The organism is Halobacillus sp. Nhm2S1 (assembly GCF_019599545.1).
In the GTDB taxonomy this organism is placed as follows: Bacteria; Bacillota; Bacilli; order Bacillales; family Halobacillaceae; genus Halobacillus.
This window is the reverse complement of the sequence record NZ_JAIEZV010000002.1, coordinates 632,953-645,505: the sequence shown is the minus strand read 5'-3', so window position 1 is coordinate 645,505 and position 12,553 is coordinate 632,953. Positions and strand designations below refer to the sequence as shown.

Below are 12,553 nucleotides of genomic sequence, written 5' to 3'. Positions count from 1 at the left end.
TCCTTTTAATGGATGGTTGTGGAAAGCGGCGGTTCTGGTTTCATTTCTTTTTGATAGGCAAAAATGGTGTGAATTTCCTTAAAACCGAATTGTTTATATAAGGCTTCTGCCTGTTGATTCTCTGTTCTTACTGAGAGAGTGACAACATCCAATTCAAGGGCATAGAACGCATACTGCAGGGCATGATGGATGAGCTCTGAACCGACACCACTGCTCCGGTGACCGGCGGATACATTCACAAAGCAAATTTCTCCCTCATGGCCGGGGATAATGGTTTCGAAGTAAATGTATCCAATGATCTCTCCGTTCTCTTGGTAACCCCAAAGGTAATTACCCTCCTCTCTGGATAAATGCATCATTTCTTTTGTCGTGTAATAAGCGGCTGAAGGATGGAGGTCATCCAAAACTTCATAATCTTCCTGACTTAGCCCGACAATGGACGTGTTTTTGGTTTCATTGGCTTCATAGGAAGATTTATGAACAGCTAACGTCCGTTCCACATTGTACATTTGAAACTGATGTCTCTCTGAAAAGGAAACGAGTGCTCCATTTGCAGCAAAACAGGCCACCTTCACGACATCAAAGTGCAGCTGCGCCGTTAAAGAAGCTTTGTCCCATAAACGTTCGATGACTTCCTCTTGATCCTTGATAGCGAAAGGTCCGAGTAAGCGGCATAATTTTTGTTCAAAAAAAGGAAGGATCCCGAGGAAACCGATGATCTCTTCTCCTTCCCAGGCGACATAGGCAAGAGGTTCTTTGAACTGAGTTAATGTCCAGATCTGTTCAAAGATCTCATTTTGTTCAGAAGCCATCCAGGCCACGTAATGGTGATCTTGTTCGTTCACTTTAAACAGCCATTCGGCAACGGTATGTAACTCTTTGACTTCCAATTCACGAATATGCATCAGCAACACTCCTTTATATAGTAAATTTTCACACAGTTGGTGTAGAAGGTGCAACTGTTAGGGAGAGGCGTGAGATGAACCAGTCGAGTAAAATAGCGGGTCTCTCAAATGGCTTAAGTTATTTTCAAAGGCTGAAAAGATCCCTCATACTTCACAAATTGATACCATTAAAGAAACCCCCAATCATCCGATTGGGGGGGAGGACTTACTTATTCTTTTCAGGACCTTCTTCCTTGTAATCTACTTCATATTCAAATTCAACAGGGTTCAAGCTATCCTGTGGAGCCGCATAGTAAGTCGTCATGTACGTCTTACCAGGACGGAACACTTGTTGAAGCTCCAATGCCTCTTCTTCCGTCACATTGAATGGGTCGACTTCCACGACTTGATACTTCCCGTTGTTTTTCTCTTTAATAAACGTAACGCCATAGTCTACATAATTTCCGAGAAGTTCTGCTTTAGACATGAATGGCTCTTTTGTCGTGCCATCATAACTTATTCCTACTTCTGGAATTTCGATGTTATCAATGAACCATCCTGTGTCATTGTATCCCCAGTCCGTCAAGTAACGGAATGAGATGTGGACTTCCTGTCCTACATACTCGGAAAGATCGAAGCTTTCAGACTGGTAATCCTCAAAATGTCCTGTGAACCCAGGAACATTTTCTTTGATCTTCGGATACCCTTCTTCCACGACATCTGTACGCGTGTTTTCATTTTCGAGGGACGTCCATGTTTGTCCATTGTCTGTGGAAACTTGAACGACACCATAATCCCAGCTCTCTTCAATGTCTACATAATGGTCGAAGTTCAATGTCGCATCTTCAACATCTGTTAAATCCGCTTTTAAGATCAAATTGTTGTCCAATTCGTCTCCTGTGCCTGCAGAAAGCACTTCATTATCGCTTCCTAAAGGATCCGTTACGCTTTCCCACGTGTTATCTTCAAAATCTACGCCATTAAACTTGAAGGACTCTACGTTCTGTCCAGGTTCGAAGTTGAACTCTTTAAAGTCTGTACCCCAGGCAGGGACACCCTCTTTTTCATAGTCTTTCGCTTTTTCAAAATTGACGGTTTTTCCGCGTGTTTCTCCATCTCCGATAGGAAGGTTGCGCAGGTCGATGTTTTCAAAACCATATTTTCCGCCTTTGAATTTCGGATCATCAACAACTAAGGCTGTAGAGAAGTCTTGGTAAACTTCATTGAATGTTACGTTCAAACCAAAGTCTTTATAGGCGCTTTCGAAACTTTCAATACTGTTCAGCTCATCTTTTGCAACGTGGCGGATGAACTCTTGTCCAAATCTTTCATAGTTGTAAAGGGTAAATAGTTGAACCAGCCCATAATCAGCAATAGTCTCTGGTCCAGTTTCAGCAGTTACGTGCTCGTCCCAGCTTGTCAACGAGTTTTCCGGGTGATCGAGCAGGAAGTTGATCGATCCAGAATCCAGCCCATAGCCGCCCAGGTATTCAGAGAAAGTCGACATTCCTTCATTTAACCAGGAAGTTTCGTCACCGTCGTTATCTGCGTGAATAAGATGCTGTAGCTCATGGATTGTCGTTCCGAAGAATGTGCTTTCCAGGCGTGTATCCCAGTCTCTTGAATCAATGGTGATGATGTTACGGTCCATATAATTTTCTAATGTCTGCCAGAAGAATCCAGCAACAAAGAATGGATAAGTTGGATCTGTATAATTATCATCTTGCACGTTATCGACAAGGATGATGACCTTGTCTCCATCTCCCTGATAGTAACCCTCAGGAACAATTCCCAAATCTTCAAGTTGAGCATTCGTTCCGTCCAATGTATCTGGAGAGCCAAAGAAATCAGTAGCTACAGGATACATGTTTTCATCGAATTCTTTCGCCATTATGTCTGCTTGCTCAGGTGTGACTACATGAGCCGGACGCTCGTCCCCTTCAGGGAAGGATAAGTCATTGGCTACCCAAACTTCCGCATGTTCTCCTACGCTTTGAAGGGTAAACTTTTTAAAAGCTAAATCCCGAGTGAGGAATTTTTTCGTTTCACCGGTGGCAGAAGTACTTGAAGCCTCTTCGTTTGATTCAGATTCGCTTCCTTCTTCCCCATTGAAGTTTACATTAGATGCATTTTCCTTAATCGTTTGCTTTGCTTCTCGCTGGAAGCTTTCGCTCTCGTCCAAGCGCTGCAATTGACCATCAATATCTATCTTTTCACTATACCGTTCGACATTCCAATTTTCCTGTACTTTGCTTGCGCTTACTTCTGTTACCGCAGCTGGGGAGAGCAATGACAGGGTCAAAGCACCCGCTGACAGTAAAGCTGTTAGTTTCTTATTTTTCAAAATAAGATCCCCCTAATGAAAAATTTGTAAAAACATCTAAGTTTTATTATGTAGAATATTCTAAAAAATTAGAATAGTCATTTTGAATGGTTTTTCGGTACTCGAAATAATACTATTGAGAACAAAGTTTTAGGTACATTTTCCTCATGACCTTCAGAATTTTCATGATTGACGAGAATAAGAGAAGGGAAGAATGAAGTACAGAAGTACGAAGGGGGAGGAACATGGGACAACGGTTGAAATACATATCCATATATCGAATTTCCATCATCGTCTGGATGGCGTTGAAATTTCTCATACAAATTTTCTGGTTTGAAAAAAGGCATCGGATTTGGGATCAGGATACAAAGCGGAAATGGGAGGAGATGCTTGCAAAGCAAGCGGAAGAATATCGTAAAAAAGCGGTCTTGTTAGGTGGTCTCCTAATCAAATTCGGTCAGTTCTTAAGCTCCAGGGGAGATCTTTTACCCCAGTCATTTATTAAAGAATTAGAAGGGCTCGTCGACAGAGTCGAACCGGTTCCGTTCAAGTATTCGAAACAGACCATTGAAGAAGATTGGAATGCGCCTCTGGATGAATACCTCTCAAATATCAACGAAGACTCGATTGCGTCAGCTTCGATCGGGGAGGTTTATAAAGCTTATCTGCACGACGGTACTCCTGTTGCGGTCAAAGTTCAGCGATACCGGGTTCGTGATACGTTCCGAATGGATTTCAAAGCATTGAAGATTGTGTTTTGGATGCTGGACAAGCTTACTATATACGGGAAGAAGGCAGACCTGCCCGCTTTATACCGGGAAGTCGTGCGAGTAATCAGCAATGAGTTGGACTTCACCATGGAGCTTGAAAACGGCAATCATTTCAAAAAGAGGTTTGCAGGTTTTGAGGAAGTCTACATCCCTGATTATTTTTCAGATCTATCGACGAAGCGTGTGCTTGTCATGGAGTGGATTGAAGGAACAAAAATTACGGACTTATCTTTTATTAAAAAGCATAAAATCGATCGGGAAAAAATTGCTCGGACGCTGTTTGACTTGTGTGTGGAACAGTTTCTGTATGCGGGCATGTTCCACTCCGATCCTCACCCTGGCAACCTAATGTTAAGAGAAGACGGGACAGTGGTTGTCATCGATTTCGGGATGGTCGGGGAGATCAGAAACGAAGATGCGAATTCAATCCGAAAAATGATTCAAGGTTTCATATTAGATGATTACGACAGAGTCATTGAATCACTGCAGGAAATGGATTTCCTACTCCCTGATGCGGATACTGAAAAAGTTAAGAAGCTCTTAAAACAGACGACAGACATGTACTTGGATGGGAACTTTGACAAGTTGGATGCGCATATGATGAATGATATGCTGGGCGATTTACAAGAGTTTGTGAAAGAACAGCCGATTCAGCTTCCTGCCGATTATGCCTTTTTGGGGCGTGCGACTTCCATTATCGTAGGGGTTCTCACAACCGTGTACCCCCAAATTGATTTAATCAAGTGGGGCAGACCGGTGATTAAGGAATGGATGTCAGGAGAAGCCTCCAGTTTTTCGCTTTATAAAGAAATCGCCAAAGAGACAGCGAGGCCACTTCTTTCCCTGCCGCGAGCTCTGGTGGAGTATCTCGAAGACGGGGATAAAGAAAGGGAATGGAAAAGTTATCATCAAAAAAACCATTTATTCCATCAATACTATTTATTCTATACTTTCTTTTCGCTCGTCATAGCCGGAATCGGTGCTGCTGCTTTATATTACACATTCATTGTTCCAGTCCTCCCGACGGTTTGGATCGGGGGTATCCTATCAGGAGTAGGTGTACTTGGGTTTCTCGTAAGTTCGTTCAATCATTTGAGGATGTTAAAAAGCATCCATCATAATAGGAGGAATGAAGGATGAGTGATTTATTGAAGAAAGGATTCCATCTTGGTTTAGGCGCTGCCATCAGTGGCAAGGAACGTTTTGAAAAAATGGTCAACGAAATGGTGAAGCGTGGAGAAATAAGCCCGTCACAAGCGAAGACAATGGTCAACAATTGGATGAACCATTGGATTTCAAAAGGCCAAAGCAAAGATAAAGAGTGGAATGAACAAGCGAAAGCCAGATTCCAGGACCAAATGAAGGAATTAGGCTTCGTTTCAAAAGAAGAATATGAAAAATTAGAAGCCCGTATCGAAAGGCTTGAGAATCTTCATGGAAGGTAACAAATAAGTCCCCATTTCTGACGCATCAGAAATGGGGACTTTTCTTTATTATATGGATGAAAAACATGATCGACCATATGAGTTTTGCATCACCCGTAGTTGCGAGGTTATCGCGTATAAGATAGTGCGTCGGGAAATCGTTCGTTTCCCAAACGACCAATTTCCTCACACTTGCATCTAAACAACGCCTTATAGATCAGGAGCTTTTGTGGGAGATAAAGAAGGAGTTTTGTTCTGTAAGGATTAGGTAATAGAGCATAACTAGACAGTTCTATAACAACGGATATCTAAACGCATGGGAGGGAAGAGTTGGTGAAGAAACGAGTGTTGTTCCTTTTCGTAATCGCTTTCTTATCTGGGTGCCAAATGAGAGTTCTTAATCCAAAAAGCGATACAGCTGATCAATTGACGGACTTAATATATCTGAGTTTCGGGATTATGATGCTTGTATTAATCGTCGTATTTATTTTATTCGTCCAATTTCTTAGGAAGTTTCGTGAACGAGGGAATAGGAAATTCGATATTCCACCAGACGAAAAGGAGAACAAGTGGCTGGAAATTACATGGACAGTCGTTCCTGTTTTATTGCTTGCAATTTTAGCCGTACCAACGGTGAAAAGTACATATGATATAACCTCAAAAGTCTCAGGTTCAGCAGAAGGATCTCAGGGCGATGCCATGATTGTCAGAGTGGTAGGGCAACAGTTCAATTGGAAGTTCACTTATGAGAACGGAAAAGAATCCTATGATGAGCTCGTTTTACCTGTAGATCAGGAGGTCGAATTCCGCCTGACATCCAATGATGTGATCCATTCCTTCTGGATTCCGAATTTATCAGGGAAAATCGATGTTCTCCCAGGTGAAGAAACGCGATTATCGTTTGAGCCAGGTGAAGAGGGGACGTATCAGGGGAAGTGTGCAGAGTTTTGCGGGGCAGAACATACGCTTATGAGGTTTGAGACAAAAGTGATGAGTCAGGAAGCATTTGAGAGTTGGATGCAAAAAGAATAAACACGAGGGGAAGGGGTGTAAGGGATGAATGTTCCTTTCATAGGGGAAGTACCATCAGACATCGTTGTGTCCTGGATTGTATCTATTTGTTTGGGATTGGCCTTGTTATGGTGGATGACGACGAGAAAGAAATGGCCATTGATTTGGGAGTATATCACCACGACAGACAATAGGAAAATTGGAACGATGTACATTTTGCTGTCCATGGTCTTTTTCATCCGTGGCGGCATTGATGCGATGTTTATCCGGACACAGCTCGCTATACCGGAAAATGATTTTTGGGTCTTCCAATCTCAAAAATATAATGAAGTTTTTACGACACATGGTACAGTCATGATTTTTTTCGTTTCCATGCCATTGTTGATTGGTCTGATGAATATCGCCGTGCCTCTTCAGTTAGGGGCCAATGATCTTGCTTTTCCTTATTTGAACTCGATTAGTTTTTGGTTGTTTGTGTCAGGGGGTGTCATTTTCAATATGGCTTTCTTCTTCAACGCCGCCCCCAATGCCGGGTGGACTTCCTATGCGCCTCTCGCCACAGATACGTTCACGACAGGTCCTAATAACAATTACTACATATTCGGTCTCCAAGTGTCAGGTTTGGGGACGATTTTTACAGCCATCAATATGATTGTCACGATCTTCCGACTGCGAGCACCAGGGATGAAAATGATAAGAATGCCCTTATTCTCCTGGGCTACCCTCGTCACTTCTTTTCTTATCCTGATCGCTTTTCCGGTTTTGACGATCGCTCTGTTGCTATTGATGTTTGACCGAATTTACGGCACGGGCTTCTTTCTCGGGGAATACGGAGATCCTGTGTATTGGCAGCACTTATTTTGGATTTTCGGTCATCCCGAAGTGTATATATTAATTCTGCCTGCCTTCGGGATCTTTTCCGATGTGATTTCCACTTTTTCAAGAAAAAGAGTGTACGGGTACACATCCATGGTGATTGCGATCGCTTTAATCGGACTTCTAGGGTTCATGGTATGGGCGCACCACATGTTTACGGTGGGGCTTGGTGCCTTGGCCAATTCAATTTTTGCCATCACGACGATGTTAATTGCTGTCCCAACGGGGATCAAAGTATTCAACTGGCTGTTTACGATGCGGAAAGGGGTTGTCAGAATAACGACGCCGATGCTGTTTTCATTAGGGTTCATCCCTACATTCGTCATAGGAGGAGTGACAGGGGTCATGCTGGCCGTAGCAGCAGCTGACTATCAATATCACGATTCGTATTTTGTTGTTGCCCATTTTCACTACACGATGATTGGCGGGACGATCCTGGGTGCATTTGCAGGCATTTATTATTGGTATCCGAAAATGACAGGGAAGATGCTTGATGAAAAACTGGGCAAATGGCATTTTTGGCTCTTCATCATCGGTTTTCATTTAACGTTCATGCCCCAGCACTTTGCTGGTTTAAACGGGATGCCGCGACGCGTCTACACCTACACATGGGAAGACGGTGTATTCCTATTGAATTTCGTCAGTACGATCGGAGCCTTCTTGATGGGAGCGAGTATGCTTTTTGTCGCGTGGAATTTGTATAAGACGCACCGCTTTACCGACCCTGTGGGGGCGGATCCGTGGGACGGACGGACGCTGGAATGGACCGTGGGGTCGCCGGCACCTGAGCATCCTTTTCATCCGGTTCCACAAATAAATTCCATCGACGCATACTGGTATAGCAAAGTGGAAAGAAAAAGGCTTCCCGAATCTAATGAGGCCAGACCTTCTCCGATCGCTATTCAAACGGTCGCTCCTGTATTGCTTGCAGGTGTATTGATTGTCATGAGTCTCGGTTTTATATATGGATGGATTTGGATGCAGGTGATGGGAGGAGTCGCCGCACTAGGTTTCTTTATTTACCGTGTATTTAATGATGAAAGGAAAGCTGTGTATCGAAAGGAGGAAGAGTCATGAAGCAAACATCAGAGGTATTATTCAATGACAAAAGACTTGGTTTCTTCCTCTATTTAGTCGTTGAAGCGATTATGTTTGCGACCTTGTTCGCCACCTATATCCTTTACACTCCCTCCCCCCGCGGGGCCAATCCTACTGAAGTGTACGAACTGCGAACCGTTGTATTGACATCCGTTTTCCTTCTTTCGAGCAGCGGTACGTTACTGATAGCGGAAAGTGGGTTGGGAAATTGGAACCGTCTCAAGATCTGGATCGGGCTGGGTACAACCTTCCTGCTCGGGAGTATTTTTATGGGACTGGAAATTCATGAGTTCTACAAATACTGGAGTGAAGGCTACACTCTTACGATGAACAACTTTCTCGCTTCTTTTTATGTCCTCGTTGGACTTCATGCATCACACGTTGCGTTTGGACTGGTGTGGATGATTCTTTTAATGGTGCAGTTCAAGCAAACGATACCGAAGGCTTTGTTCAAAGAGAAACACAAAATCTTCAACTATTACTGGCATTTCGTTGATGTCATCTGGGTGTTGATCATCCTCATCGTTTATACCCCTTACCTATTCTGATATAAGCTATTTACAGAAAAGCTCCCTATAGTGGAAGGCTCAGTTTCGAGGCTTTTGTTGAGTGGATGGGCGATGGAGCTGGACGAGTTGCTTCCTAGCCAACCCTAACTCTTAATACAGCAAACGAACCCCGGGACATCTCGAAATCGAGTCTTGGACAATCCTGCCATTATCTTGCATAGTGGGAGCTATCTAATTTTCTTGATGAGGTTGTAAAGGAGGTACATAAGGGAGAAAACAAAGAATGTCGTAAATACTAGACTGATATAATACATGATTCCCTCTCCCATCCAGTCAAGTGGGGTACCTGCAATGGGAGGCCCATTCAGATACAAATAATTCGTTTGGAAAAATGCATTGAAAAGGAAGATGAATGCACTGTAAATGATTAAATAGAAGAAGGTTTCCAACAAATCTTTTTTTCTAATTGTAACTTTTGTCGATACGATCAAAAAAAGACTGGTCCAGGATATGGCCATGTGATGCACAAAAAACTTCCAGAAGCGAAAGTGTTCATATCCGTGTGGGATATCGGGCGTGATTAACGCAATGGCTGCAGGCAGAATGCCTATGAAAAAAGTGATCTTAATTAATTTCGGATGATAGGTAAGGAGTGCGATCACACCTAACAAAGAAGCAACCCCGCATAGATGGAGGGGGAGGTGGCTTCCTTCCATCCAAAGACCATGGATGATCGTCCAGGTTTGGTAGCTGATTTCAGATAATAGTAACAGGAATAATAGACTGAAACGCACAAGGTTATGTAGTACGCTGGAATTTCTTAAAGGGTGATGCAAAAAAAGGATTCCTAAAGAAACCACCAAGTACATGGAGAGCATCCATGTATGGCTGGTGCCGAATGTGGTAAAGGTTTGATCAATTTGTTCACTGAACCATGCTTCCATAATAGCCTCCTAGAGAGCGGGCTTTAGCTGTGCTATGATTCTACCATATCATTTGGCAGAAGAGAGGGTCGATATGAAAAAGGTTAACTGCTTCCGCTGCAAGCATTTCCGTACCACATGGAATCCTGCTTTTCCGAGAGCGTGCGAGGCTTATGGGTTCAAAACGAAAGAAATGCCTTCTGCATTTGTTTTGAAATCGACGGGCACAGAATGCTTGCAATTTGCTGAAAAGAATCAAAAAAAGAAGAATAAAGAAGTTGGAAACCCTTCCACGATCGATTATCGGCTGTAAATTAAATGAAATTTCAGAATATGTATGTACACTCCCTCATTCTATGGTATGCTGATGAATATTTCACTAAGCCGAAAAATAAAGAGCGGCTGAAAAAGGTGAATGAGTGAGAGGAGTGTAGAGTATGGCGAGAGAACAGTGGGGGACGAAGCTGGGCTTTATGCTTGCTGCAATGGGTTCAGCTGTCGGACTGGGAAATATATGGAGATTCTCTTTCGTAGCAGGTAATAACGGCGGAGGCGCCTTTTTGATTTTGTATTTATTATTTGTACTCTTAATTGGAGTACCCCTGTTATTAACTGAAGTTAGTATTGGAAGAAAAGCGGAGAGCGATGTTGTAGGCTCATTCCAGAAGCTTGCTCCTAAGACTCCCTGGTATTTGACTGGATTCTTTGGTATTGCCAGTGCCTTCTTGATTTTAGGATTTTACGCTGTGGTAGCGGGCTGGGCAATCTTTTATTTCTGGAATTATATCAATGGTTCATTCTTTACTTCGCCCGAAGTCGGGTATGATGGTGCATTTGGTCAATTTATCAGCCACTCTTGGCATCCAATTGCCTGGACAGCCCTATTTATGATTCTGACGATTGTCATCGTATTAAGCGGAGTTAAGAAAGGGATCGAAGCGGCAAACAAAATTTTCATGCCATTACTGGCCATCATTTTGATTGGTCTTGCAGTCTTCAGCCTTTCTCTGGATGGGGCTTCAGAAGGCTTGCAATTCTTGTTCCAACCGGACTGGACGGCTTTTAGCAATCCTTCTATTTATATAGCAGCCCTGGGGCAAGCCTTTTTCTCCTTAAGCCTTGGAATGGGAGCCATGCTGACATACGGCAGTTATTTGAAAAAAGAAAACAAACTTCCGAGTGCAACACTTGGAATTGGGATCATGGACACATTTTTCGCTATCATATCAGGTGTTGTAATTTTCCCGGCCGTGTTTGCATTTGGAATTGATCCAAGTTCAGGCCCTCCTCTTGTATTTATTACACTTCCAAGTATTTTTGAGCAGATGCCGTTTGGTGGAATCATCGGATTGGTCTTCTTCTTCGCTTTGATTTTGGCATCCTTATCATCATCTGTTTCTATACTGGAAGTTCCGACCGCCTACTTTATGAGAGCTTTTGGTTGGACACGTTTTGCTACGAGTGTTTTGGTAGGATCCATCATGTTTGTACTCGGAATTGGCGTTTCCCTTGGCTTCGGCTTATGGTCCGGCGTCACACCGATTGGAGATTTGAATATCCTCGATTCGATGGATTATATCGCCTCCAACATCTTGCTTCCTCTTGGTGGACTATCCATGGCGCTTCTAGTAGGGTGGTACTTCAAGAAGTCCGAAGCATTAGAAGCTACGGATATGAAAAATGGGCTGATTGGCAACGTTTGGTTTACGATCGTCAAGTTCATTGCGCCAGTCATGATCATTGTGATCTTCTTAAACCAAATCGGAGTCATTTCCCTGTAAATCCAAATCTCAAGAACCTCGACCATTCTGTCGAGGTTCTTTTTGCATGAGGGTATATTTGAAGATGCTTTTTAAAGAATAGGCTGGCTTATTGAAGATTCGATTTCGATACTTTCACAGGAGTTTAGGGGCTCCGGGAAAAGGTTCGCTTTCCGTGGGCGAGTGATGAGCCTCCTCGAGCTAACGCTCTGCGGGGTCTCATCTACCACGCACATCCCACAGGAGTCTCACCGTTTCCCTCCACCCCTTTGCCATAAAGAGGTTCTCGAAATTCATCTAACAAACTGACAAGTTCTGTAGGGAAAACCTGCTCAGCCACGCGAACGTGTGTGTTTTTCTATTGACGGATCCAAACCACTGCAAATCGTCGTTTCCCTGACCCCGTATCCATGGCCAGAGAGTGTCATTCATTATTTTAACCAGGCCAGGCTTCCTTTAAGGGAGCTATTCCCCGCAGCGCCACCCGCTCAACAAAAGTCTCGAAACTGAGTATTCAAGTAAAGGGAGCTTATATGGATTATTGGATAAAAAGATAGAGTGGGGTAACTTTTTAACATTTGATGAAACTGCTGGTGATAAAAGGACAGGGGGGAGGGGAACGTGTTAAACTACGACAGAGAACCATCTTTTATGAAAAAGGAGAAAACGATCTATGGCAATTACCAACAAAACCGTCTTGAAAAAGATGTCCAGTGAGATACAGGAAGCGATGCTGCAGCATGGAAATGAGCAAAAAGTGAGGGAACATGTGCGTTCTGTGAAGTTGCTTGCTGACTTACTGCTTGAGGAAGAGGCAGGTACGCAAAGTTCGCCGGCTGCTGTTCAGGAACCAACTGTCGAAGAAATCCGCAAGATGATGGGAGCAGGCAACCCGGAGCCCGTCCAAAAAGAGAATAAAGAAACAAAAATTGACCATGATGAGGCCAATGGGTCTTCCATCTTCGATTTTTAAGG

Annotated in this window: 11 protein-coding genes; 8 read left to right on the top strand and 3 right to left on the bottom strand. The window is 43.3% G+C overall.

From position 1 onward, the window contains the following. Positions 1-5: 5 nt before the first annotated feature. A complete protein-coding gene (locus K2225_RS09570) occupies positions 6-905 on the bottom strand; it encodes a GNAT family N-acetyltransferase (RefSeq protein WP_220584521.1) in 900 nt (299 codons plus the stop codon). A 205-nt stretch (positions 906-1,110) separates the two neighbouring features. Continuing rightward, positions 1,111-3,228: a choice-of-anchor J domain-containing protein gene (locus tag K2225_RS09565; RefSeq protein WP_220584520.1), complete on the bottom strand. Its 2,118-nt coding sequence runs from the start codon at positions 3,226-3,228 to the stop codon at positions 1,111-1,113. 224 nt (positions 3,229-3,452) lie between these two features. Between K2225_RS09565 and K2225_RS09560 the strand changes: the two genes are divergently transcribed. The 5 genes from K2225_RS09560 (at position 3,453) to K2225_RS09540 (ending at position 8,934) form a co-directional block, all read left to right on the top strand. Further along, positions 3,453-5,117: an ABC1 kinase family protein gene (locus K2225_RS09560; RefSeq protein WP_220584519.1), complete on the top strand. Its 1,665-nt coding sequence runs from the start codon at positions 3,453-3,455 to the stop codon at positions 5,115-5,117. Beyond that, entirely contained in the window at positions 5,114-5,422 is a 309-nt protein-coding gene (locus K2225_RS09555) for a phasin family protein (RefSeq protein WP_220584518.1), read from the top strand. The genes K2225_RS09560 and K2225_RS09555 overlap by 4 nt, the downstream gene beginning before the upstream one ends. Before the next feature lie 312 nt (positions 5,423-5,734). After that, the gene (gene coxB / locus K2225_RS09550; RefSeq protein ID WP_220584517.1) at positions 5,735-6,433 is read left to right on the top strand and encodes a cytochrome c oxidase subunit II; all 699 of its coding nucleotides are present in this window, start codon (positions 5,735-5,737) and stop codon (positions 6,431-6,433) included. Between the two features lie 24 nt (positions 6,434-6,457). Further along, positions 6,458-8,365, top strand: coding sequence for a cytochrome c oxidase subunit I (locus tag K2225_RS09545; RefSeq protein ID WP_220584516.1), 1,908 nt, complete (start codon positions 6,458-6,460; stop codon positions 8,363-8,365). Further along, entirely contained in the window at positions 8,362-8,934 is a 573-nt protein-coding gene (locus K2225_RS09540; RefSeq protein WP_220584515.1) for a cytochrome c oxidase subunit 3, read from the top strand. Before K2225_RS09545 ends, K2225_RS09540 begins: the two co-directional genes overlap by 4 nt. Positions 8,935-9,122: 188 nt before the next feature. Here K2225_RS09540 and K2225_RS09535 read toward each other — a convergent pair whose 3' ends face one another. Further along, the gene (locus K2225_RS09535; RefSeq protein WP_220584514.1) at positions 9,123-9,839 is read right to left on the bottom strand and encodes a YwaF family protein; all 717 of its coding nucleotides are present in this window, start codon (positions 9,837-9,839) and stop codon (positions 9,123-9,125) included. 73 nt (positions 9,840-9,912) lie between these two features. On the opposite strand from K2225_RS09535, the gene K2225_RS09530 reads away from it, so the two are divergent. From K2225_RS09530 to K2225_RS09520, 3 genes are all read left to right on the top strand, one after another. Beyond that, entirely contained in the window at positions 9,913-10,131 is a 219-nt protein-coding gene (locus tag K2225_RS09530) for a uracil-DNA glycosylase (RefSeq protein WP_220584513.1), read from the top strand. Positions 10,132-10,255: 124 nt separating this feature from the next. Further along, positions 10,256-11,599 carry a sodium-dependent transporter gene (locus tag K2225_RS09525; RefSeq protein ID WP_220584512.1) on the top strand — a complete coding sequence of 448 codons (1,344 nt, stop codon included), beginning with the start codon at positions 10,256-10,258 and terminating at the stop codon, positions 11,597-11,599. Between the two features lie 652 nt (positions 11,600-12,251). Continuing rightward, positions 12,252-12,551, top strand: a complete 300-nt coding sequence (locus K2225_RS09520) for a YwdI family protein (protein WP_220584511.1) — start codon at positions 12,252-12,254, stop codon at positions 12,549-12,551. The last annotated feature ends 2 nt before the right edge of the window (positions 12,552-12,553 follow it).

Coding starts and splice junctions, on each gene's coding strand:
- K2225_RS09525 (WP_220584512.1), top strand. CDS start 10,256: ATGGCGAGAGAACAGTGGGGGACGAAGCTGGGCTTTATGCTTGCTGCA.
- K2225_RS09545 (WP_220584516.1), top strand. CDS start 6,458: ATGAATGTTCCTTTCATAGGGGAAGTACCATCAGACATCGTTGTGTCC.
- K2225_RS09560 (WP_220584519.1), top strand. CDS start 3,453: ATGGGACAACGGTTGAAATACATATCCATATATCGAATTTCCATCATC.
- K2225_RS09540 (WP_220584515.1), top strand. CDS start 8,362: ATGAAGCAAACATCAGAGGTATTATTCAATGACAAAAGACTTGGTTTC.
- K2225_RS09570 (WP_220584521.1), bottom strand. CDS start 905: ATGCATATTCGTGAATTGGAAGTCAAAGAGTTACATACCGTTGCCGAA.
- K2225_RS09520 (WP_220584511.1), top strand. CDS start 12,252: ATGGCAATTACCAACAAAACCGTCTTGAAAAAGATGTCCAGTGAGATA.
- K2225_RS09530 (WP_220584513.1), top strand. CDS start 9,913: ATGAAAAAGGTTAACTGCTTCCGCTGCAAGCATTTCCGTACCACATGG.
- K2225_RS09535 (WP_220584514.1), bottom strand. CDS start 9,839: ATGGAAGCATGGTTCAGTGAACAAATTGATCAAACCTTTACCACATTC.
- K2225_RS09555 (WP_220584518.1), top strand. CDS start 5,114: ATGAGTGATTTATTGAAGAAAGGATTCCATCTTGGTTTAGGCGCTGCC.